General features: G+C 37.7%; 24 protein-coding genes. 13 read left to right on the forward strand and 11 right to left on the reverse strand.

Translation table 11 applies throughout. The features are described from left to right. A partial coding sequence (locus AAHB12_RS14630) for a zinc-dependent alcohol dehydrogenase (RefSeq protein WP_342045763.1) occupies nt 1–937 on the forward strand: 937 nt, incomplete at its 5' end. A gap of 98 nt (nt 938–1,035) precedes the next feature. Next, on the forward strand, nt 1,036–1,875 hold the full coding sequence (locus AAHB12_RS14635; protein ID WP_342045764.1) for a sugar phosphate isomerase/epimerase family protein: 840 nt from the start codon (nt 1,036–1,038) through the stop codon (nt 1,873–1,875). Nucleotides 1,876–2,029: 154 nt separating this feature from the next. On the opposite strand, the gene AAHB12_RS14640 is transcribed toward AAHB12_RS14635, so the two are convergent. Beyond that, nucleotides 2,030–2,929 (reverse strand): AraC family transcriptional regulator, encoded by a 900-nt coding sequence (locus tag AAHB12_RS14640; protein WP_342045765.1) that lies wholly within the window; start codon nt 2,927–2,929, stop codon nt 2,030–2,032. A 277-nt stretch (nt 2,930–3,206) separates the two neighbouring features. Here AAHB12_RS14640 and AAHB12_RS14645 point away from each other — a divergent pair, with 277 nt between their 5' ends. From AAHB12_RS14645 to AAHB12_RS14665, 5 genes are all read left to right on the forward strand, one after another. Further along, nucleotides 3,207–4,223: a Gfo/Idh/MocA family oxidoreductase gene (locus AAHB12_RS14645; RefSeq protein ID WP_342045766.1), complete on the forward strand. Its 1,017-nt coding sequence runs from the start codon at nt 3,207–3,209 to the stop codon at nt 4,221–4,223. Nucleotides 4,224–4,325: 102 nt separating this feature from the next. Then, nucleotides 4,326–5,330 (forward strand): Gfo/Idh/MocA family protein, encoded by a 1,005-nt coding sequence (locus tag AAHB12_RS14650; RefSeq protein ID WP_342045767.1) that lies wholly within the window; start codon nt 4,326–4,328, stop codon nt 5,328–5,330. Nucleotides 5,331–5,396: 66 nt separating this feature from the next. Then, a complete protein-coding gene (locus tag AAHB12_RS14655; protein ID WP_342045768.1) occupies nt 5,397–6,554 on the forward strand; it encodes a Gfo/Idh/MocA family protein in 1,158 nt (385 codons plus the stop codon). Nucleotides 6,555–6,573: 19 nt separating this feature from the next. Beyond that, nucleotides 6,574–7,455 (forward strand): sugar phosphate isomerase/epimerase family protein, encoded by an 882-nt coding sequence (locus tag AAHB12_RS14660; RefSeq protein ID WP_342045769.1) that lies wholly within the window; start codon nt 6,574–6,576, stop codon nt 7,453–7,455. A gap of 276 nt (nt 7,456–7,731) precedes the next feature. Further along, nucleotides 7,732–8,793 (forward strand): alkene reductase, encoded by a 1,062-nt coding sequence (locus tag AAHB12_RS14665; RefSeq protein ID WP_446715561.1) that lies wholly within the window; start codon nt 7,732–7,734, stop codon nt 8,791–8,793. A gap of 248 nt (nt 8,794–9,041) precedes the next feature. Here the strand turns inward: AAHB12_RS14665 and AAHB12_RS14670 are convergent, their stop codons facing one another. The 5 genes from AAHB12_RS14670 to AAHB12_RS14690 all read right to left on the reverse strand — a co-directional run bounded on the left by AAHB12_RS14670 (nt 9,042) and on the right by AAHB12_RS14690 (nt 13,941). Next, nucleotides 9,042–9,704: an O-methyltransferase gene (locus AAHB12_RS14670; protein WP_342045770.1), complete on the reverse strand. Its 663-nt coding sequence runs from the start codon at nt 9,702–9,704 to the stop codon at nt 9,042–9,044. A 288-nt stretch (nt 9,705–9,992) separates the two neighbouring features. Beyond that, entirely contained in the window at nt 9,993–10,742 is a 750-nt protein-coding gene (locus AAHB12_RS14675) for a formylglycine-generating enzyme family protein (protein WP_342045771.1), read from the reverse strand. A 567-nt stretch (nt 10,743–11,309) separates the two neighbouring features. Beyond that, the gene (locus AAHB12_RS14680) at nt 11,310–11,915 is read right to left on the reverse strand and encodes an aldo/keto reductase (protein WP_342045772.1); all 606 of its coding nucleotides are present in this window, start codon (nt 11,913–11,915) and stop codon (nt 11,310–11,312) included. A 53-nt stretch (nt 11,916–11,968) separates the two neighbouring features. After that, nucleotides 11,969–13,141: an MFS transporter gene (locus AAHB12_RS14685; protein ID WP_342045773.1), complete on the reverse strand. Its 1,173-nt coding sequence runs from the start codon at nt 13,139–13,141 to the stop codon at nt 11,969–11,971. A gap of 20 nt (nt 13,142–13,161) precedes the next feature. Then, the gene (locus AAHB12_RS14690) at nt 13,162–13,941 is read right to left on the reverse strand and encodes a carboxymuconolactone decarboxylase family protein (protein ID WP_342045774.1); all 780 of its coding nucleotides are present in this window, start codon (nt 13,939–13,941) and stop codon (nt 13,162–13,164) included. 224 nt (nt 13,942–14,165) lie between these two features. Between AAHB12_RS14690 and AAHB12_RS14695 the strand changes: the two genes are divergently transcribed. From AAHB12_RS14695 to AAHB12_RS14705, 3 genes are all read left to right on the forward strand, one after another. Then, nucleotides 14,166–14,711, forward strand: coding sequence for a TetR/AcrR family transcriptional regulator (locus tag AAHB12_RS14695; protein ID WP_342045775.1), 546 nt, complete (start codon nt 14,166–14,168; stop codon nt 14,709–14,711). A 311-nt stretch (nt 14,712–15,022) separates the two neighbouring features. Then, nucleotides 15,023–15,679, forward strand: coding sequence for a nitroreductase family protein (locus AAHB12_RS14700; RefSeq protein WP_342045776.1), 657 nt, complete (start codon nt 15,023–15,025; stop codon nt 15,677–15,679). Nucleotides 15,680–16,041: 362 nt separating this feature from the next. Further along, on the forward strand, nt 16,042–16,590 hold the full coding sequence (locus tag AAHB12_RS14705) for an NADPH-dependent FMN reductase (RefSeq protein WP_342045777.1): 549 nt from the start codon (nt 16,042–16,044) through the stop codon (nt 16,588–16,590). Between the two features lie 147 nt (nt 16,591–16,737). Here the strand turns inward: AAHB12_RS14705 and AAHB12_RS14710 are convergent, their stop codons facing one another. After that, nucleotides 16,738–16,977, reverse strand: a complete 240-nt coding sequence (locus AAHB12_RS14710) for an aldo/keto reductase (protein WP_446715562.1) — start codon at nt 16,975–16,977, stop codon at nt 16,738–16,740. A gap of 69 nt (nt 16,978–17,046) precedes the next feature. On the opposite strand from AAHB12_RS14710, the gene AAHB12_RS14715 reads away from it, so the two are divergent. Further along, nucleotides 17,047–17,475, forward strand: a complete 429-nt coding sequence (locus AAHB12_RS14715; RefSeq protein WP_342045778.1) for a YkvA family protein — start codon at nt 17,047–17,049, stop codon at nt 17,473–17,475. Between the two features lie 174 nt (nt 17,476–17,649). On the opposite strand, the gene AAHB12_RS14720 is transcribed toward AAHB12_RS14715, so the two are convergent. Next, the gene (locus AAHB12_RS14720) at nt 17,650–18,156 is read right to left on the reverse strand and encodes a hypothetical protein (protein ID WP_342045779.1); all 507 of its coding nucleotides are present in this window, start codon (nt 18,154–18,156) and stop codon (nt 17,650–17,652) included. Between the two features lie 231 nt (nt 18,157–18,387). Beyond that, a complete protein-coding gene (locus AAHB12_RS14725; protein ID WP_342045780.1) occupies nt 18,388–19,011 on the reverse strand; it encodes a YdhK family protein in 624 nt (207 codons plus the stop codon). Between the two features lie 364 nt (nt 19,012–19,375). Between AAHB12_RS14725 and AAHB12_RS14730 the strand changes: the two genes are divergently transcribed. After that, nucleotides 19,376–20,050: a response regulator transcription factor gene (locus AAHB12_RS14730; protein ID WP_342045781.1), complete on the forward strand. Its 675-nt coding sequence runs from the start codon at nt 19,376–19,378 to the stop codon at nt 20,048–20,050. 29 nt (nt 20,051–20,079) lie between these two features. Then, nucleotides 20,080–21,450, forward strand: a complete 1,371-nt coding sequence (locus AAHB12_RS14735) for a sensor histidine kinase (RefSeq protein WP_342045782.1) — start codon at nt 20,080–20,082, stop codon at nt 21,448–21,450. A gap of 166 nt (nt 21,451–21,616) precedes the next feature. Here the strand turns inward: AAHB12_RS14735 and AAHB12_RS14740 are convergent, their stop codons facing one another. Next, nucleotides 21,617–22,165 (reverse strand): hypothetical protein, encoded by a 549-nt coding sequence (locus tag AAHB12_RS14740; protein WP_342045783.1) that lies wholly within the window; start codon nt 22,163–22,165, stop codon nt 21,617–21,619. 313 nt (nt 22,166–22,478) lie between these two features. Then, nucleotides 22,479–23,579: an IS200/IS605 family element RNA-guided endonuclease TnpB gene (gene tnpB, locus AAHB12_RS14745; RefSeq protein ID WP_342045784.1), complete on the reverse strand. Its 1,101-nt coding sequence runs from the start codon at nt 23,577–23,579 to the stop codon at nt 22,479–22,481. Nucleotides 23,580–23,650 lie beyond the last annotated feature (71 nt).

Genomic DNA, 23,650 nt, shown 5'->3' on the forward strand with positions numbered 1-23,650 from the left:
AGATGTAAAAGTTAAGGTACTAGCAGCTAGTATTTGTGGAACGGATGTCCATATTTTATCAGATCCGCCAGGTCATCCAGCTGCAGCTGGTATTATTCAAGGGCATGAATATATGGGAGAAGTAGTTGAGATCGGAAAAAATGTAAAAAATGTAAGTGTTGGCAATCGGGTAATTATTGATCCTACTACTACTTGCGGCTCTTGTTACTTTTGTGAAATCGGTAAACCGAACATGTGTGAACATAGTTCTGCTCTTGGAATTTTTCTTGATGGCGGTTGGGCCCCATATAGTGTTGTTCCTTCAAAAAATGTGTTTAAAATTTCAAACGAAGTAGCACCTGAAATAGCTGTGTTAGCGGAACCTTTATCATGTGTGATTCATGGCAGTGAAAGGGTAAATGTTCAGCCTGGTGATAGTGTTGTTATTGTGGGGGCGGGTCCAATGGGGCAGTTGTTTACACAGGTATTAAAAGCTGCGGGTGCAGCAAAAATCATCTGTGTTGATTTTTCAGACTACCGTCTCAACTATTCGAAAAATTCTGGAGCTACTCATATTGTTAATCCAAAGAACGAAGATCTCGTAAAAGCTGTCAAAGAAATAACCAAGGTTGGTGCAGATGTTGTCGTGGACTGTGTTGGCACATTACTTGACCAATGTATGTCTCTAGTTCGTCATGGGGGGCAGATTCTTTTAGTTGGAATGAATGAACATGCTAATCCACAAATTAAACAATACGATCTTGTAAGAAATGAAATCACTATTAAAGGAACATATATCCAAAGCTACGATTTTCCAAAAGTGGTTAAAATTCTTGAATCAAGCTTATTGAATTTAGAAAGCCTTATAACTCATAAAATTTCTTTAAGTAAAATAAATGATGGAATTGATACAATGAGAAAGGGAGAGGCGATTAAAATAATCGTATATCCGGACTGATAATGTATCCAGAAAAACTAGGTGGAAATAGCGATTGATCGGTCGAAATTTATTAATTCAGTTTTAGAAAAATTATGTAGTAAAAGGTGGTTAAACATATGAAAATAGCATTTAATCAGACGCTTAAGCAATCTACATTGGAAAAGGATCTAGAGCTTTGTGAAAAATATGGTTTTGATGCAATTGAATTACGTTTGGATAAACTAAAAGATTATTTGACAAGACATTCAATTAACGAGCTTGCAACTTATTTTAAAACTCATCATTTAAAGCCATATTCATTAAATTCGCTTGAATTCGTAACATTTTGTGATGATCAAAGCTATAGCACAATTAAAGAGGAGCTAGCCTTTTTATGTGAGGTAGGGAATAAGATTGACTGTGACACAATCGTTGTTGTTCCATCGTTCAATGTAGGTGATTACACAATTGAGGAAATTAAGAAAGAGTCCATTCGAGTATTAAACAATCTAGCGGATCAAGCAGAGCAAGCAAATATGAGGCTGGCCTATGAATTTGTCGGTCATCCGGACTGCTGTGTAAATACGTTCCATCAGTGTACTGAGATTTTAGAAGAATTGAACCGGGAAAGTGTCGGAATGGTGTTAGATTTTTTCCATTTCCATTCATTAGGCTCTAATATTGAAGACCTTAGGAAAATAGATGCCAAAAAAATATTCGTTATTCATATTGATGATGCAGATCATTTTCCACGTGGCTATTTAGAACAGAGTCGTCATCGCTTATTTCCAGGAGATGGTGCAATCAATTTAGATGAAATTCTCCTTGCATTAAAGGAAATTGGATACGATGATACTGTATCTGTTGAGCTGTTTCGAGAAGAATACTCCGAATGGGATGTAGAAGAGTTTATTAAGACTGCAAAGGAAAAGACAGCTTCAGTTGTAGGAAAACATTTCAATTTAACCGTTTGTTAAATCGTTGGAAGAACAAACTGAATATTTCCTAGTACTCGGTAAATACAAGATATGCTTTTTCAGGCTGTGGAGACAACCTTCTCTACAGCCTGCTTTTGCACTTTAAGAAAGTATAAATTTCTAGCTGAAGGCCAATTCAACGTAGTGAGAAATTTTAGGAATCTTGCTGCTTTGAGCGGTTCCGGAACTTTAATGGAGTCTGTCCAACAGCCTTAAGAAAAGTTTTACTGAAGTGTGCAGAAGATGAGAAATCAAGCTCACGAGCGATTTTTTCAATACTCCATTGCGTATCTACTAACAGGTTTTTTGCCTTTCGAATTCGAACATTTGTCAGGTAAACATGAGGCGGCATGCCATAAACATTTTTGAAACATCTGCTCAAGTAGGAGCGGTCTACATTTAATGTATTGGCTAATTCATTAATTTGTAAATTATCTTTAGCTTGTGTTTCGATTAGGTAAGCTGCTTCATGGGCTAGATTTATATGGGAAGGGTGAATAGATGTAGATTCCATTCTGTCTATTTTATGATAAAAGTAGTTTGAAATAAGACTAATGAGATGTAGAATGCATGACTGTATCTCCAGCAAAATGATAGCTGAGTACATCGAATCCGGATTTTTGATTGTTTCCTGTTCTTCTGTCTTTTTAAGAAAGTCTCCATATTTGTGAATGAATTCTTTGATAAAGTTTGCAATATCTATTTCAGGGGCTAAGTTGTTTTTTGTATGAATAACAGGATAGTGTATCATTTGGAGGAGTTCATGAATTCTTTTGTCTTCTACCTCAAAATGAAAGATAAGTAAGTCAGTGTCTTCCATAATTGGGGGCGTATGATGGTATATACCAGGTTTGATAAGAATCGCGTCTTCACTACGTAAGGTATAGGGAGATTGATTCACTAATTCTTCCATACCTCCTGATATAACATAAACAAATTCAAACATAACATGACGATGGGAATCGTATGACCAGCCTTTCGGTACTTTGATGTACTGAAAGTCAATAACGCGGATAGAATTAATGAGAGTTGGTATCCAAAATTTTTGTTCCATGCAACTTTTTAACTTCCTTTTTGTAATATTATAACACAATATCAGTCACAAAAGTATAAAAAAAGCACACAATTTGAAGTGTTTGTATGATTTGTTAAATGTTACTATTTAATTACCAACAAAGCAGTTTAGGAAAAGGAGATGATATTTTCTAAATGAATCTATTTTGACTGTGAGAGATTCCGGTAATCATAAAGTGTCTATTATCCTAGATTCTTTTGTTAGCGCTTTCAATAGGTAACAGGGGAATATTCTTATTTTAAAGGAGTGGTAGGAAATGAAGAATAAAATTCGTTGTGCAGCCATTGGAGTAGGGCATTTAGGTTATTTGCATGCTGAAAATTTGCATCAAAAAATTGACTCAGTAGAAATTACCAAAGTCGTTTCTTCTAGACTAGAGACTGCAGAAAAAGCAGCTAGGAAACTGGGGATTAGCGATTGGACAATAAATCCTGATGAAGTATTTAATGATCCAGATATCGATGCCGTCATCATTACTACACCTAATAATACGCACTCTCAATTAATCAAGGCTGCTGCCCGAGGTAAAAAACATATATTTGTAGAGAAGCCAATTACTCAAACGATTGAGGAAGCTCATGACATTGTTCAGACTATTAGAAAAAACGGTGTTTTTTGTCAGGTTGGTTTTATGAGAAGATTTGATCCAGCATATGCAGAAGCAAAAAGAAGGATTGAGGCTGGGGATATTGGAAAACCATTATACTTCAAAGGTGTAAGTAGAGACCCTGATTCTCCACCGGCATCCTATATTAGAAATAGTGGAAGTATTTTCTCAGACTTTACCATTCATGATTACGATATTGCTAGATACCTAATTGGTTCGGAAGTAAATTCTGTCAGGGCTATGGGCGGCATATTAATGAACCCCTATTTAGCGGAATTTAATGATCTTGACCAAGCAATGACGTATTTAACGTTTGAATCAGGAGCTGCAGGAGATATTGAAAGCAGTCGTAATGCAGGATACGGCTATGATATTAGAGGGGAAGTTATTGGTACGGAAGGTGTGATTCAGATTCGCTCCTTAAAGCACCATGATATCCAGGTATTAACTGCTAAAGGTAGTACACATGATATCATCCCGGAATATCAAAGTAGATTTAAGGATGCTTTTGTATTGGAGATGGAGCACTTTGTTGGTTGCTTAATTAGAGGTGTGAAACCGTCATGTAATGAATTGGATGGGTTACGTTCCTTGGAAATTGCACAGTCAGCAAGAGATTCCTTTCAATCTAATAGAGAAGTTTCTCTTGTGCATGCTACTGTATGAGATAGTGACAGTCTAAAATAGTTTAAGTTTCACACTATATAAACTTATTAATTGACTATAATAATTTATTGGTTTTTAAAAGATTTAGAATAAGGAGCGATCATGTTGGCTGATATAAAAGTTGGAATTTTGGGCGCTGGCGGTATTGCTAAATTGCATACTTCTATTCTGAAAAGGGATCCAAGGGTGGAGATTATTGGCGTAGCTGATATTGATGAAGGTAGAAGTGCTTCTCTAGCCAATGAGGCAGGGAATGCCAAGCCTGTTAAAACATTAGAGGAATTATTTGAGCTTGGGGTTGAAGCGGTTTATGTAACATTGCCAAATACCTTGCATGTAGAGTCTGTATTAAAATGCCTTGAGAATAATGTGAATGTATTCTCCGAAAAGCCAATGGCTACCTCTTCGATAGATGCAGCAAAAATTAAGGAGGCAGCATCTAAATCAAAAGGTGTATACAACCTTGGTATGAATCAAAGATATGCGTATGTTTTTAAAAAGGTGAAAGATGTAATGGTTTCAGGTGAATTTACTCCATTTTTGGCTAACATTAAACTGAACCGGGGGGAATTGTTAAACCCATCTTGGACGGCTAACCCACAGGTAACAGGTGGTTTTCTAAATGAAACTCCAATTCATCTCCTGGACCTCAGCAGATATCTATTTGGAGAAGTTCAAACTGTTAAATGTGAAGGAAGACAAAATATTTCTGAAACTGAAATGGATACCTTTGCAATTATGCTTACTTATGAATCAGGTATAATTGCCAATTTTGTAACGTATGCGCATGCTGGTTGGAGTTTTCCTTTTGAAAGTATGGAAGTATACGGAAAATATTCAACGATTACTACTCATGAGTTTGATAGAGTGATGTACTCACCCGGTTTACATCAGCCTGCTCAGGTTAGTGAGTTTTTTCAAGTAGGGGTTGATCATAAGTGGGGCTATGTAGAAGAGAACCGCCTCTATATTGATGCCATTCTTAACAGTACACAACCACCAGTAACGGCAGAAGACGGTTACTTGACAACCCGCTTAGTTGAAGCGGTATATGAAAGCGCTAAAACAGGAGAAGTAATTGATTTTCGTCAAACATTAAGTAAATAACCGTTGTCTGGTTGTCGGTATTATACGGCATTGTATATGAAAAATAGTAAAAAGGGAGTGTCTGGAATGAGAGAAGTAAGAATCGGTTTAGTTGGTGCTGGATGGATGGGTAAGGCACATACAAGTGCATTTATGAATGCATTAATGATGTTTGGCTCTGAATACGGGAAGCCAGTTTTTGAAGTAGTATCGGATGTTAATATAGACGCTGCAAAAGTAGCACAAAAGCAATTGGGCTATAAGCGGTGGGCAGAATGCTGGGAAGATGTTGTTATTGATAAACACGTGGATGTTGTCGATATTGCCACACCAAATGCCTTTCATTATGAGGTTGCGAAGGCGGCTTTGTTGAACGGTAAGCATGTTTATTGTGAGAAACCGCTCAGTCTTTCAGCCGAGCAATCTAAGGAACTTTCTGAATTAGCAAAGCAAGAAGGTGTTGTTAATTATGTTGGTTTCAACAATGTAATGAATCCTGCTAGTGCTTATATAAAGGAACTGGTCAGTTCAGGAAAATTAGGTGAAATCACGAGGTTTTCTGGAACGTATGATCAAGATGCACTGCTAGATCCTACTCTTCCAATTACATGGAGACATATAAACAAATTATCAGGGAGTGGAGCTCTAGGCGACCTCGGTTCTCATCTACTTAGTATTTCACAATTCATTCTTGGCGATATAAAAAGCGTTAACGCAATATCAAAAACTATTATTGAAAAGAGACCAAAAGATTCACATTCTAATGAATTAGCTACGGTAGAAAATGAAGATTTAATAGTTGTTCTTGCTGAATATGAAAATGGGGCAGTTGGTACACTCGGTTCAAGTCGAATAGCAACTGGAAGAAAAAATTATCTGTCGTATGAAATTCAAGGTACGGAAGGTTCCGTTTATTATTCCTTAGAAAATCTAAATGAAGTGCATGTGTATTTTACATCTGATAAAAGTGAGGACAGAGGGTTTAGAAGGGTTTTATTAGGTACGGATCATAAGGGTTATAGTGCTTTTCAACCACAATCTGGTATTGCAATTGGCTTTAATGATATGAAAATTTTAGAGGTGCATGAGTTATTATCTAGCATTACCTGTGGTACAGCTTACCATTGCGATTTCAATTTCGGATGGAAAATTGATCGTACGATTGGAGCAATTTTAAAATCTGCTGAACAAAAGCAGTGGGTTCAAGTAGATACAGCTGATGAAAAAATGATTGGTGTCAATTAACAGGAAAGGGGAATTCACCTTGCACGTTAAAATAGGTACAGCACCTACTTCATGGGGAGTATGGTTTCCTGAAAGTGATAAACAGATATCTTGGGAAAAATGTATGGATGAGATGGCTGAAGCAGGATATTCAGGTATTGAATTAGGACCGTGGGGATATTTTCCTAAAGAATATAATAGATTAAAGGACGAACTACAACAAAGAAATCTAGAGCTTGTTGCTACTACCTTAATGGATGATCTTACTTCTGATAGTACCACTAATGCAATGATTTCATTGCTTGATCAACTGGCATCCGTACAAGTTCAATTCGAAAGTGCGAAGTATATTGTATTAATTGATGCTTGCTACACAGATTTAGTAACTGGCAAATTAATAAGACCACAATATTTAAATGATGCTGAATGGGAAAATTTCGTTAAAAATATTATTAGGATAAGGGACTATGCGAAAGTAAACTATGATTTAGAAGTTGTTTTTCATCCTCACGCTCAAACTCATGTTGAAACAGAGACTCAAATGGAGCGGCTTCTAGAAGATACCGATATTAATCTTTGTTTTGATATAGGTCATCATGCTTATGTGGGTGGTGACCCAGTTGCATTTATGCGAAAACATTACAAACGTATCTCGTATCTGCATCTTAAAAACTGTGACATGAAGGTTCGGGAAAAGATGCTTCAGGAAAACTGGTCATTTGCAAAAGCCGTTAGTGAAGATATTATGGTGGAGCCTGAATTAGGAGTTATTGACATGGTCCAATTTTCAGAAGTACTAAAGGAAGTGGATTTTAACGGTTGGGTCATTGTGGAACAAGATATGTATCCAGCACCGATTGATAAACCTTTTCCGATATTAAAAAGAACGCGAGGATACTTGGAGAAAATTGGTTTAGGTTAGAATAGGGGGAGTTTCAAGGGTCGTAAGTTCATATGGTGACTTACGACCCTTTTTCTAAGAAGAGGCCGTCTCAGGAATGACTCCTGAAGAATGGATGCAACATACATAACAGTAAATGCAAAAATCTTACAATAAATATTTTTTAAATAAGCATCAGCTTTTTTGAGTGAGTATATAATTTGTAATTTTTTCTAAATATCGTTATCCTATGTAACATAGCTATTACTTAAAGTTAGCTGATGAAGATAAATAAGAAACAATCAGGAGGAGATCATAATGGCACATACAACGATCAATAAGCTTTTTGAACCTGTAACCATAGGTGCGTGGAAGTTGCGTACAAGAACAGCCATGGCACCGATGACACGCTGCTTTGCTGATGTTCAAACAGGAGTTGTTGGTGAAGATGTCGTGGAATATTACCGTCGACGTGCAGCGGATGGAATTGGTCTAATTATTACTGAAGGTATTGTCATTAGTCCTCGCGCAAAAGGTAACCCTGGTGTTCCGGGGCTGTATACTCAAAATCAAATTAATGCCTGGAAGAAGGTAACTGAAGCAGTGCACCAAGAAGGTGGAACGATCATCGCACAAATTTGGCATGTTGGAAGAGCAAGTCATCATGAGATTGCTGACAATCTACCACCACAGGCACCATCAGCTATACGAGCGGAAGGAAAAGTATCAAGATTTGGAAAACCTTTTGATATACCTGAAGAAATGAGTATCGACGATATTAAAGAAGTCATCGGCCAATATGCACAAGCTGCAAGAAATGCAATTGAAGCAGGTTTTGACGGGGTTGAAGTGCATGGTGCCCACGGATATTTAATTGATCAATTCAATTCAGATGTTTCCAATCACCGTACAGATAGATACGGAGGAGATCTTGCAGGCAGACTAACATTTATGAAAGAAGTCTTAAAGGAAGTTATTGATGCAGTGGGAGCTAATCGTACACTCATTCGATTTTCAGCACTAAAAATCGACCAGCCGAATTACATGTGGGAAGATCCGGAGGAAGCGATTCAAACTTTTATTGAAGCTTTCAAAGAGGTTGGTATGACAATGATTCATCCGTCAACTATGGAATTTACTAAAACAATTGCCGATGGAAAAACAATGCATCAGCTCGTCCGTAAATATTGGGATGGAGTTATTGTCGGAGTCGGAGATTTAGATGCTGAAATAGCCGAACAAGCAATAACAGAAGGAACGATTGATATTGCCGCTTTTGGACGTCCATTACTTTCCAATCCAAACTTTCTTCATCGAGTGGAAAAAGGAGAAGAAATTATTCCGTATGATGCGAAAACTCATCTGCAGGAATTAATTTAGTCCTGTTGGTTTCTTAAAAGCGGTTGTTTCATAAATCGTATCGTATAACAGGTGCCATTCCTAAATAAGAAGTGCGTCTTATGATAAGACAACGCTTGTTTTTTATTTAAGAATAGAGCGCTTTTCTGAAGTAATGAAAAAAGCCCAATTTCTCAGCATTAAATTGAGAAATTGGGCTTTTTAATATATTTTTTCCACAAACGTGCTCGATTATAGAAGAACCCTTGAGCTTTTATTAGTTGGTTCAGCTATTTTACAACCCCCAGAGCAAACCCATCATAGCCTTTTACACCTACAGTTTGAATGGCTGTTGAATCAATGCGTGACTCCTCTGATAACAAGTTAATAAATTGATGAATCCCTTGCACATTTGAGTCTTCAGGGTCATCTTCAATTACTTTTCCATTACGTACTACGTTATCTGTAATGATAACTGTTCCAGGTTTTGATAGTTCTAGCGCCCATTTCAAATATTCTGGGTTGTTTGGTTTATCTGCATCAATAAAAATGAGATCGAAGCTTAAGAGTCTCTTTTTTAGGATTGGAAGAGTTCCAAGCGCTGGACCTACCATGATTTCAATTTGATTCTCTAATCCTGCGTTTTTTATATTCTCATTTGCCACTTTTGCATGTTTTTCACTAAATTCAAGTGTTACGAGATGTCCATCCTCTGGTAATGCACGTGCGAGCCAAACACTGCTATAGCCGCCAAGAGTACCAATTTCAAGGATATTCTTTGCTCCTTTAAGCTTGGCAAGCAAGTAAAGTAACTTTCCCTGATTAGGTGACACATCAATAGCTGGTAATCCTGCTTCTGCATTTGCTTTCAGAATTGAATTCATAATTGGATCTGACTTTTGAAGTTTGCTGCTAAAATAAATATCTACATCATTCCATAAAGAAATATTCAAAGCGTTCCCTCCCTTTTTGGTAATAGCATCTATCTCCAATTGTAATTATTCTATTATTCCAGTTATTAGTTCAGTACTCTTTATCTTTTCAAAAAAGGACGTGTTCTTAAAGAGCAGCGTTCTTTAATGGAAGATCGTTAAACATTATTAAGAGCCTACGTAAGATATTGCAGAAAAGTACTCAGATACTTTAAACGAAATTATCCTCTCACACCGTCTTTTGGATTCCATGAACCATGTAAACTTCCTTATATTCCTAATAATATATCAATTCAGAATTTCAAATTATTAAACGATTGATCTAGCAATTCTAAAGCCGATATCATCGATATAAAAATCAGGCATACTCTTTCGACGACAAGTAGCTCCACATCCACGTTCTTCTTCTGCCCAACTTCCTCCGCGAATTATTCTGTAGTTACCAAATGTCGCTTCATCGTATAAGTCCCAGCACCATTCCCAAACATTTCCGATCATGTCATAAAAGCCCCAATCATTAGGCTTTTTCTCACCAACTTCGTGTACTCGTTCGTTAGAATTATCTTTATACCAAGCGATTTCATCAATTTCACCATACCGATATCCTGTTGATTTTGCCTTACATGCGTATTGCCATTCAGCATCTGTCGGTAAACGAAAACCATTAGTAGTAGTATAATTGCAAATAACTAATTTACTTTCATTATCAAAATCATAAAACTTGTCATAACCGAGCGCATCAGATAGTAAATTACAAAAATTCACTGCATCTATCCATGAAACATTAACAACTGGTTTTCGAGCCTCAGTTGTTGTTAAAAATTTCTTCTCCATAATAATGGCATAAAGTTCTTCTGTCACCGTATATTTGGCAAGATAAAATGGCTTAATCTCAACATTCCAACTAACTGCCTTTAAATTTTTTCTCATACCCGGCATTCCAAATTTATAGTTTGAACTCATCCATTTTTGCTCGTTTCGAAAATCTCGTAGGCGGATTTCTCCTTCAGGAATATACATCATTAAATCTTTTAAGTAGTCATTTAAGTTAGCTAACATTGTCCTCTCCTAGTCTTGAATTAATGATATTAGACACGACCTTTATATTAAGGTAGCTTTTAAGGATTATTGTTTAAGTATTTCTTTACAATCTCATACCAATATTAACATAAATATCCAGTTATGTTTGGATGTCTATTCAGGAATATGGCTCGTTTGTTGGATAACGAATAAGACATGATCTTCTCTCCTTAAACTCTCCGTTCAAGGATTATTACCGACATATGTGTTCAGAAAGTCATTATTTTCTGAACACATGAATTTCATTCTTAGCTTCGTATGTGACTTTAAGAGATAAATTGCATTCAAATGGATGTTAAGTGACAATAAAGTTGGCTAAAAAATAATACATTCCTTTAAAAACGCCAATCATATTATTCCATTAAAGGAGGCAGGTTGTGGAAGATTAACTTGAAGATGATGAAAATATTTTATTTGAATGTAAAGTATTACACTTAAACTAATGGATCAGATTAGTGAAAGGGAGATAAAAAGAGAAGGGTGCAGTTTGTACACCCTCTAGTTCTCCCACGATATTAATAGAACAAGGAACTCAGTTTGTTAGTCCTACGACCATTTACCAGTTAATACTTCTCCTCGGTCAGTTGCTGGAGCTGGTGTTCTTGACAAACGTGAAATTTCACTATACATTTCAGGTGTCAATTTAAAATCGGCAGCTGCTAACGAATCTTCCAACTGGTTTAAATTACGTGCACCAATGATAGGGGCAGTAACAGCGGGATTAGCCATTACCCAAGCAACTGCTAAAGTTGCAGGTTTTACATCATGTTTTTGTGCATATTTGGTGAACTGTTCAGCCGTAACAAAATCTTCATCGGCACCGTAACGGTCACCATAGCGGGCCTCATCTACAATCCTGCCATGTTCAGGACGTTTGTTGACTCCATATTTACCTGTAAGAAGTCCAGCTCCTAGAGGACTGTAAGTAATTACCCCAATTTGTTCGGAAGCAGCCATCGGCAAAATTTCCACCTCGGCTTGACGTTTAACTAGATTATACATCGGTTGGATTAATTCAAAGCGGGCAAGTTGTTCTTTTGCAGAAATGCCTAATGCTTTAGTTATTTGCCATGCCGCCCAGTTACTCACAGCAGGGTAGAGAATCTTTCCTTGCCGTTGCAAGTCGTCAAGTGCACGAAGGGTTTCTTCCATTGGCGTATTATGATCAAAGTCATGAACAAAATAAAAATCAATATAATCCGTTTTTAAACGACATTCTTATACTTTGCCACTTTTTTATTAATGCTAAATGAAATCGCAGCAATAATGGCAGCAATTGCGACTGATGTAGCCCCGATCCAGCTGATTGCAAGAATTGATGTACTTTTCACTGCAATACCTCCAATTCCAGCAGCCGCAGCTATGCCCAACTGTATGAAGGAGCCATATAGGCTAAGCATGATTCCTGAAGCTTCTGGAGCAAGCCAGACCAGGTTATACTGGAGACCTGGGCCAGACGACCATGCCGAGAAAGACCATAGCATAAGCAGCGGAATGACGACAAAGGTTGAATTAGCGATAGTAGATAGCAACACTAAAGCTATAACGTGGACAACCAAACCGCCGACAAGAGTTCTGGGGTTACCAATCCGATCCGTCATGAATCCACCAAACTTGGAACCTATTAAGGTAGCGATACCGAAGGCAAACAAAGCGCCGCTCACTTCTCGTTCACTCATTGCTGTTACGGTTAGCAGAAAGGGGGCAATATAGGAATACATTACCCCATATCCTAACTGCCAAAAGAACGTTACACCAAGACCCATTAAGATTTTTGGGTTCTTTAAAAAAGAGAGTTGCTTGCTTAGAGGGACTACCTCCTTGTTATTTGTGGCAGGAATCGTACGCATGATAACGAAGATTGCTAGTAGACTAAGAACACCGATGCCCACGAAGATTATCTTCCAATCGTAATCGGTAGCTATAACACGGCCAAGTGGTACGCCGATGATGATGGCAGCACTAAACCCAAGTATAACTGTGCCGATAGCCCCTGCTTGTTTTTCTGGGGGAGCTAATTTGGCTGCTGCAGTCTTGGCAGCAATGGCAAAAACGCCACTTCCTAGAGCAAGTACAATGCGCGAGACGATTAGAAAACCGAAGCCAGGAAGGGTGATTGTCATAAGGCTACCGAGTACCATTAAAACAAGCGAAAGCATTAATAACTTTCGCTGATTCATTTTTGTCGTCGCCATCACGACAAGTGGCGATCCGAATGCATTGGCAAGAGCAAATACGGTGATTAATTGCCCTGCCACCGATACCGAAATATTATTCGAGGCAGCAACTTTATCCAAAATACCTGCAATAACGTACTCCGATGTACTCACCATGAAGGTAATCAAGGCCAGCATGTATATTTTCCAGGTGTTTTTCATATTTATTTCTTTTCACCCCTCTATAAATTTCCATAAACAACTCCTTTATTATCAGGAATAACTTCGTTTACGCAATTTAATGCGTTTAGTGTTCTTGGAAAGCCCATATAGGGAAGACAATGAGTGATCACGGTAATCAATGTTTCCTTGTCATTGCCCACATTTAAGTTTCCTTGTACATGTGCCTTTACTTGGCCTTCAGCACCACCCAACGCACTTATGATGCAGAGTGTCAACAACTCCCGTGTTTTTAAATCCAGTCCACCACGGGTATAGAAGTCTCCAAAACAAAAAGAGGAAAGGTAATCCTGTATGTGTTTTAGGTTTGCCGGAGCACTTTCGTGCATTTTTGCAATGACATCACCAAATATCTCTACCTGCACTGCAAGTCCCTTATCAAAACGATTTTCTTCTTCAACCTGTTTTTGGCTTTCAACCGGTAAAGCAATATTCTTGGATTTGAAAACCTCATTTATCTCTGCGATGGCACTCAGCGTTTTGGGAAATCCAATGTATGGAGCACACTGGTAAACTGCCTCTTTAATTTCTACAGGTGTCAGCCCAACATTCAGAGCAGCACTAACATGTGCCTTGAGCTGGGGCAACGTCTGGTTTGTGGCAAGCACTACCAAAGTGATAAGCTCACGTTGTTTGTCATCCAGATTACCTTGATAAAAAACTTCCCCAAAAATGAAGCGGCTCAGGATGTCCTGAAAATCAGGGTCGGTAGCGTATGCGGCTGATACTCCATCGCCAAATAGCTGTTTGTATTTTTCTTTGCTCTTTTCAACGCGATCCATAAATAAGCCCCCTGTTTGAATTCAATTTACTCTTCTATTATGCTGAAGGCAGTTAAATTGATGTCCGTAGAAAATTTACATATTGATGCGATATCGCGCATCTGTGTATAATTTAAAACAGAAATAGAATATCTACAATGACCAAATAACCATGATTTGTGCCTTAAGGCACAAATTAATGAAATTTGTGTCATTATTTTTTAGAAAGCTTGGTGATGTTCACAATGGCTACAGAGGATAGAAGAGTACTCAAATCGCAAGAAGCGATAAAAAACGCTCTTATTGAGCTAATGCTTGAAAAAAACTTTGATCAAATTACACTACAGGATATTTCCGACAGAGCAAATGTTGGCCGAAGAACTATTTATCATCACTACATGGATAAATATGACCTGCTGGATAAGCTGATGGAAGAACATATAAACAAGCTTAGGGAAACAAGGGAATGGGCATGTGAAAAGGAATGGGTAGATGCAACCCAGATTTTTTTCGAATACTTTGAGAGTAATTATTTATTCTTCTCCACCATGTTAGCGAGTAAAGGAGCTCCTTCTTTTCGCAGTAAGTTCCTTGAGTTTCTTATCGAAGCGTTCAAGGATGAAGCGGACATAACAAAAGGAAAAAATTGCGGTCTAAATGAAGATATTATTGTTAAATTCGCCGCAAATGCTTACGTAGGGGTATTGGAATCGTGGTTAAAGGATGGAATGCCTTCTCCGACTCATGTTATGGCAAAAGAATTGGGCATTTTGTTAGAGAGGATTGTATAGATTTCTCCTATGAAAAATCTCTTTTATTTTATTGAGGAAGGAGGTTACTACTTAAAGTAATGTAAGCAGGTTCATTCAATAAGATGTAATAAAAGACAAGGATATTATCAGGTTAATGATTAAGAAACCTTTGTATTGGACAATTCGTTTCAATTTGTGTAAGTTAACTTTGTAAGCCACGAACATGAGTGGTAAAACGATCTTTTATCACATTTTTCATGCTAATGTAACGAACCCTTTCTACGTAAGAAATTTCCTAAAAATGTTCGTAGTAGGGATGAAGTAACCGATCATTACTAGGGGGAATTATTATGACAAACTCACAAAATATTCATACGCTCGAGCAACAATTGTTCTTGGATGTTATTACGGAACGTCGTTCTGTTCGTACATATGATCCAGCCGTGCACATTTCACGTGAAGAAATGACCGAAATATTAAAGCTAGCAACATTGGCTCCTTCATCTTCAAACCTGCAACCATGGCGTTTTCTAGTCATCGATAAGCCGGAGTTAAAGCAAAAGCTTCTACCAATTGCATATAATCAACAACAGGTAGTTGAGGCTTCTGCTGTTATTGCTGTGCTTGGCGACGTGGAAAGCTACAAGAAGGCTGAAAAAATTTATGGGCAGGCAGTTGAAGCAGGCTTTATGCCGGCGGATACCGCTAAATCATTCATCGAGCGTACGGTTGGAATGTACTCAAGCTTGCCGGCTGAAAAGGCTCGCCAAATCGTATATACGGATGGGGGTCTTATCTCGATGCAGCTCATGCTTGTTGCCCGATCTAAAGGTTACGACACCGTTCCAATGGGAGGGTACGATCAAGCAAAGTTCATTGAAGCGTTCGGAATCTCTGAACAGTATGTGCCGGTTATGCTTATTGCTATCGGAAAAGCAGCGAAACCAGGACATCCGACTACACGTCTTCCTATTGAGGATGTAGTGTTCTTTAACGAAATGTCTTAAGACATCATGCAAAAGAAACGACATTTATACCTGAATTACTCCGACGCTTGAAAGTCTTTAATAGGCTTTGATATTGAAGTAAATGGTGCTGTTAGTTCAACAAGAAAAAGTAGTTAAGATCTTCAACAATTGGGCGCAGGAATTGAACAAAGATGGACTGTTTGAGCAGTCCATTTTTCTTACTCTGTAAGAAAGTATAAATTCCCAGCTGCAAGTTCATTCGACGTAGTGGAGAATTTTAGGAATACACTATAAGTGCAACTACGCCTCTGTCTTCGCCCAAGGGCAGGGATCGCCAGTCGGCTAGTTTTCTTTAGCTCTTAATCGGTTAAATAGCAGTTTAGTTTAATGGAGGGTTATATATGGAAAACTTAAAATCAGAATTACATATCGTGGGAATATGCGGCAGTTTACGTAAAGAATCGTTTAATCGTGGCCTATTACGAGCATTTGAACAGCAGCTGCCAGATAAAATTAAATTCACAGAAGCTGATATTTCAGAACTCCCGTTTTTTAGTGAAGAGAGAGAACAGAACTTGCCAGAAACAGTATTGAAGCTTAAAGAATTAGTGGAGTCTGCTGATGCTTTAATAGTTAGTACACCCGAATACAATTTGTCCTATACAGCTGTACTGAAAAATGCTCTAGAATGGTTATCACGTAGTTCTTTACAAAGACCATTAACAGGCAAACCAGTTGCCGTTATGGGTGCTGCTTCCGTTCAGGTTGGGGTGTCTCTAAGTCATTTACGGGATGTTATGTATGCTTTAAATATGAAGTTGATCAATAGACCTATTATCCAGGTGGGAAATGCCCGTGAAAAGTTTGATGAGAAGGGAAATCTCATTGATAGTGGTGTAAAAGAGCTTTTGGGAAATTTAAAAGATGAATTAATAAACGCTTTAAAATAATACGCTGCAATCATTTTAGAATAAAGAAGCCGATTTCCATAGTTAAAATCGGCTTCTTTAAAGAATAAATCAATAGCTACACGAGCAATTGCCCCATTTAATTGAGAGTGGGCTGCAAATATACAGCCCACACAAAACCATATTAATCTAAACCAAGCGGTACATACGGCTCTTCCATAATGCAATTGCTTCAGGCGATAACCGAATTGAAAGGGAAGCTGCTGAATCTTCAAGGTGAGATGCTTTCGTAGACCCAATGATAGGAGAAGTAATAGGGTCTTTTTGCAACACCCAAGCAAGTGCAATTTGAGCTCTTGGTGCACCTCGTTTTTCCGCCACTTCTGATAATAGTCCATTATGTGAACCTGACATGTATAGAATATACATAATGTTTTTGTATATCTTCTCTGATAATATGGAATGACAAGAAAGAAATTGAAATGAGGGACAAGTGATTTGAACCAAGATAAACCGATGAAAACAGAAAAAAATCTGTCCATCATACAAAAATTGAAAACATGGGCTAAAAACTTAAAAAAACAACTCCTTGTACTCTATTTGGCATATCGAGATGAAAGGGTTCCTTGGTATGCCAAATTATTTACAATGCTTGTTGTTGCGTATGCTTTTAGTCCTATTGATTTAATTCCAGATTTCATTCCAATTTTGGGGTACCTGGACGATGTAATTCTTGTCCCGTTGGGTGTTTCTCTGGCATTAAAACTCATTCCTAAAGAAGTCTTGGAGGATTGTAAAAAGAAAGTAGAGGAAAGACAGACAACAAGCAAACCTAAAAATTGGGTGACGGGTGTGATTATCATTTCCAGCTGGATTCTTGTTTTTATATGGGTTGGAAAACTTGTCTTATCATATATGAACCATTGATAACTTCCTCTAACGAATCTTATGTCAACAGACAGCCTTTAAAGATAGTGATAATAAGAAAGATTCGGTTAAAAGTGTGTTAAAACCTTCATATGGCTGGGTTTATTGGGGTTTTTGAGGTGTCAGGATTTCCTGACACCTCAAATTTCCCAAAAAACATAGTTTGTCCTCTTTTTAGCGCAAGGAGGTTTTTAAACCTGCAAACTCATTTCTAATAACTCTAATATGAATTGGTAATAAAAGACCGAAGACGATAAGAAAAACAATAATTGATATTAACGAATTCCATCCTTTATATTTCATATAACCAACATAAACCATTCCAAGTTCTATTAGAAGTGATACTACAGTGAAGATGATTGTCAATTTCCATTTATTGTTTTTTGATAAGTAATTTAAATATAATATTGCAAGTGAGGATGGTACGAAGGTATAACAAATAGTATCTCCAAGTCCAGCTTTATTAGGGTTTCCTAAGTCCACAAGGTCAAATTCCCTAGCAACTAGACCATCACAAAACCAGGTAACAAACCCCACAACACTAAATGTAATATAGATTTCCCGCCAAGAAATATTTTTTTTGGGAATTATAATGACTGCTATAGCAAATATAATACTCACAGTAACTGGAAACCACAATCCCTTAGCTCCTAAGTCTAAATTCGAAATAAAATCCTGCATGCATCTTTTACCCCTTTAGTTTTGTATTTTATTCTTTGTTATTTATATTTGTATTTTATATTTTGTTATTTATAAGGGATATATACTATATATGGAAACCAAATATTTAATCAGCTACTGTATGGTTGTAATTACATAATGGTTGTAGGTCTTTTTACAAAGAGTAAGAAAAAGTTTAAATAACAAAAAGAGCTTTTCTACATAAGAATAAGCTCTTGAAGTTAAAAAGGTTTAATGGTTTTGATGTTCAGATGATGATGCTTCGTTTGACTGTTGAGCTGGTGATAGCTCGCTTTCTGTTACCCATTTATGATTGGTTACTTTTTCTCCACCAGTAGTTGGAGTAAAATCAATCATGTATACAGTTGTCTTTTCAGCAAAATCAATTGTTGCCTTTGCATCCTTCATTCCCGTCATATGATCTGCATTAACTGTTACTTCTGTTCCAGGCTTCAATTCATTTTGACCAGATTCTGGGATTTCTTCTTGAACAACCCACTTATGATTGGTTACTTTTTTTCCCCCATTTGTAGGAGTATAAGATATAGCATAAGCTATGGTATCATAAGCACCCACGATTGTTGCTTCTGCACCTTTCATGCCTTCCATATGACCTTCTTTGATAATTGCTTTACTTCCAACTTTATAAGTTGGGTTTTCTGCAACTTTCAAACCTTCAGGTACCTCACCTGAACTAGAATGCTCCATATCCATATTTGAGTGATCCATTGTTTTCTCTTCAGTTTGAGTTGTTCCTCCTTTGGGAGATGTGCTTTCATTACCACTTGCACATCCAGCTAATGTAAGTGCTGAGATCACTGAGATAATTCCCAAGGCTATTTTTTTATTTTTCATATTTTTCACCTCTTAAGAGTTTTTTCCCAACCAACTTTAATATATTTTCAAAAAAATCTTTCAAAACAATGTTCTATTTCAATAGAGTATTTTATATCAACGAACTAGTACCATTAAACAAATCAACAATATTCTTTAAATAGGTCCTTCTTATAAAATATAATTCTGGTATTTTTATTTAAACGAGCCTTTTTACACATAAAACAAAAATATGGATAGGGGTACCTTTTACCTTTCACATGTTACCACATAAATGTCGAGAAATTATGGAGATAAAAATGTTTAGAAAAAAATAGAACTGCATAATTTCTGCACGTTCTTACAGTACACTACTCTTTAGAACATATTAAAGGGGAGGATTTGTATGATTGAAATATTACTTGTCGATGATGAGCCGCGCATGCTGGACTTATTGTCGTTATATCTGATACCAAGAGGTTATCACTGTATAAAAGCAACGTCTGGACAGCAAGCGATTTCCTTGCTTGAGCAAAAATCGTTTCGGTTAGTGCTGTTAGATGTGATGATGCCGAAAATGGATGGTTGGGAAACATGCAGGAGAATCCGTGAATTCAGCAGCGTTCCCATTATCATGGTTACAGCACGTAATCAAATGCCAGATATCGTTCAGGGATTGAAACAAGGTGCGGATGATTACATCACGAAGCCATTTCATGAAGAGGAGTTATTAGCAAGAATTGAAGCAATTCTGCGCCGAATGCATAATCACTTAAAATTGGAGTTTAAGGGTCTCTTATGGGATGAGCTCAGGCACCTTGCATCTTTTCATGGAAAGGAATTAATCCTTACTCCCATTGAATTCTCACTGCTAGGACTATTTTTAAACAACAATTCATATGTATTCAGCCGTGAGCAACTGATAGAGCGCATTTGGGGAACCGAATCAGCTACAGAAGATCGTACTGTCGATTCTCATATACGAAACTTACGTGATAAATTAAGAAAAGTTGGCTTTCCAATTGAACAACATTTAAAAACTGTATATGGGATTGGTTATCGTTGGATGAGTGAAGAATAATAGTATTTAACCACAAGGATTGTGAAAATATGAAGCATATCTCCATTAAATTAGGGTTTTATTTTTTAGTTTGTGTGACATTCATCGAAATCGTATTATTTACTTTATTGTACTTCAGCCTAGTTAATACCAGAGTGGATGAAGAAGTCTCTTCCCTTCTTGCCCGAGGTAACAGTCACCGCGATGTGTTAGAAAAGTATTTCGATCCTCAAACGATTATGCATGTAGCATTAATGGAATCGGAAGCTGAAACGAAAGTGGTTATTACAGCAAAGGATGGGAAAATACTTGCGAAATCAAATAATGTGGACAGAGCGATGGAAGAACATCTATCTAAGAAAATGGGGCTTATGCCTAAAAGAGGAACTGTCATAGAAAATCACTGGAAAACGTCAAATTATATTTGTACGGTCAGCCCTATTCAAATTCAGGGAGAGATCAAGGGTTATGTCTACATGTTTTTGGGAACAGATTCCATTAAAGAAATGATCCAACGGTTAACAAATCAGTTTTTAGTCATTGCCGCTATTACGTTTTTATTAATGGTTGTGACCATGTTCCTCCTATCCCGTAGTCTTACGCAGCCATTAATACGCATGAAGAAAGCGACAGAAAAGATGAGTAAAGGGGATTTGTCCGTTTCCTTAAATATCAAAAGCAATGATGAAGTGGGAGAACTAGCACATTCCATTCAGACGCTAGCAAACGATTTAGATTACATAAAAAAAGAGAGAAGTGAATTCCTAGCAAGCGTGGCTCATGAACTCCGTACACCGTTAACCTATGTCAGAGGATACGCGGATATCGCAATGCGGGATACACTTTCCTTCGAAGAACGAAATACGTATTTGACTATCATCAAGGATGAGGCTGACCATGTCACAGGCTTAGTTCAAGATTTATTTGAACTCGCACAAATCGAGAAGCATAATTTCATTATTGAAAAGCAAGAAACTAACCTCTATGACTTTTTGGAGAAAATCGTAACAAAGGTACAACTTGCCTACGAAGATAAACAGATTCGCATTCTTTTATCTTGTCCGAAGGATATTATGGTCTCTATCGATCGAAAGCGATTTGAACAAGTTATAATAAACTTACTGAATAATGCATATTTCCATTCTCAGTCAAACTCCATCATATCTGTTACAGTGAAAAGCGATCAATCAAACGTACAAATTGTCATTCAAGATCAGGGAGAAGGCATTCCTCCCGAAGATCTCCCTCATATTTTTGAACGGTTTTACCGGGTTGATAAATCACGTACACGAGCAACCGGCGGTAGTGGTTTAGGACTTGCAATTGTAAAAGAAATTGTTGAATTTCATGGCGGAACAATAGATGCAACAAGCCAAGTTGGAAAAGGCTCTGTATTCACTGTTACGTTAAGAGAACAATAAGGTCCGTTTTATGAACTGATACAAACAGTTCCAAAGCCTCTAAAGGATAAGCTTATCCTTTAGAGGCTTTTTCTAGTAATGTTAACTAGTTTAATTGACTACCGCCTTCGAATATTATAAAAACAAAAGGACAAGAGAGCTTCTCTCTCCCTTGTCCCTTTTTGCATTACTGGATTGTATTTGCAATCCCTAATAGAATGTCTGACGAGGCTTGATTTAATCCCCCATCATCAAGCATGAGGCGGTATTGCCAACCATCCTTCTCAAGGATAAGGATATAAAGGGGCACGTCATCCCGAATACGATACAGGACAGCCTTTGCTTGATTTTGTAAAGTATAGACATGTTTAATTCGCTTTTGAATGAGCTTCATTCCAAACTTGGCAGGACGGACTGTGATGCTATAACGCACGCCACTCCTCTTCTCGTGCACATATTCTGCACTAAATTCGTTATTAACACCATTTTCATCAGTGTCATGATAGCAACGACCGAATTGGTGAGTAAATACCATAGGAGGAACCCTTGTTGGCAAGACAATATCTCGCTGAAAGAGTCTCCCACACGCTGTTAGAGCCTTCTCGATTGAGGTATACCCTAAATCGTACCAAGATTTTTCAAAAGGCTTTTGAGCTTGAGCCAAGCCAGTTGTTATACCCATTATCAGGGCAAATGAAAGCAGAAAAGATTGTAGAGATCTAAGCGATTCACTCATAGACATGCTATCCTCCTAATGTATATAAACGGGAATAGTATGCCTTTGAGTCACAATAGTATTCACACTGCCGATACACTTGATTATGTGAACACGAATACCCTCCAGATTGCTTAGCTGGAAGGCATTTTTATAGACACATTCTGTCTTGAATTACCCCCAGTTACTCACTACGTTCGTTGAACGTGGGGGATTCCTAAGTACAGAAGCCTCTCGGCTCCTAATGAATTAGGCGACGCCCGTCATTCCGACGCCCGTCATTCCGACGGTTGGCAGTCCAAACGACTTTGTAGCAAGTCTTCTGCAAGGTGAATCAGTTTGCGATTGCTAAGTCCTTTATATTTTTGGAAGCATTGATGTCAGCGTTGTCTTCATGACCGCAAGATACACACTTGAAGGAGGCTTGTGTTTTGCGGTTCTCTTTCGCTGTATGACCGCATACATTGCATGTTTGTGACGTACAATGTGGATTCACAGCTATGACTTGCTTCCCATACCACTTTGCTTTGTATTCCAGCATCTTGCGAAATTGCGACCATGATACTTCACTAATTGCTTTTGCAAGATTGCCGTTTTTGAGCATGTTCGCTACCTGTAAATCTTCAATCGCTATGACATCGTGGTTTTTGATGATGTGCGTTGAAATTTTGTCCAAGTAGTCCTTTCTCGCATGAGCAATCCGTTCATGAATGCGTGCTACCTTGATACGTTGTTTATTCCAATTGGAAGAACCTTTCTTACGTCTGGACAGAATGCGCTGTGCATGAGCCAACTTCTCCTCTAATGTGCGAAACCATTTTGGATTGGTAAACACTTCACCATTGGAAAGGATGGCAAAGTTTTTTAAACCCACATCAATTCCAACACTGGAATGAGTTTTAGACAGTTCCTGTACTTCTGTTTCGACTAACAAGGATACAAAGTACTTGCCGGAAGGAGTTCGTCTGACCGTAGCGTTCAGGATACGCCCTTGCACCTCACGACTATTTGCAAAACGAACCCAACCTAACTTCGGCAATTTCATGCGATTGCCTGTAATACTTACTTCAGGAAGTTGATTCTTCTTTTCAATATTTGTCGTGTAAGATTGCACCTTATTTTTCTTACTTTTAAAACGTGGGGCTTCATTTTGCTTCTTAAAGAAACGGTCAAAGGAGTCTGCAAGATGTTTCAAGGATGATTGCAGAGAATGTGAATCAACCTCTTGTAACCAAGTGAATTCTTTTTTCAGTTGTGTAAGTTGAGAAGAGCAAGCACTATATGATAATCCTTTTCCTGTTGCTTGATATGTCTCATTCCACAAAGAAAGGAAACGATTGAAGACAAAACGACTGTAGCCAATTGTTTTCGCAATCAGCACTTCTTGTTCTTGATTTGGATATAAACGAAACTTATAGGCTTTGTTGATGAACATCCTCTTCACCTCGTCTCTTTCCAAGATAACAAACGATCATACGTTCTGTTTATATTTTAACAAATTCCAGT

Source organism: Bacillus sp. OTU530 (assembly GCF_038440375.1).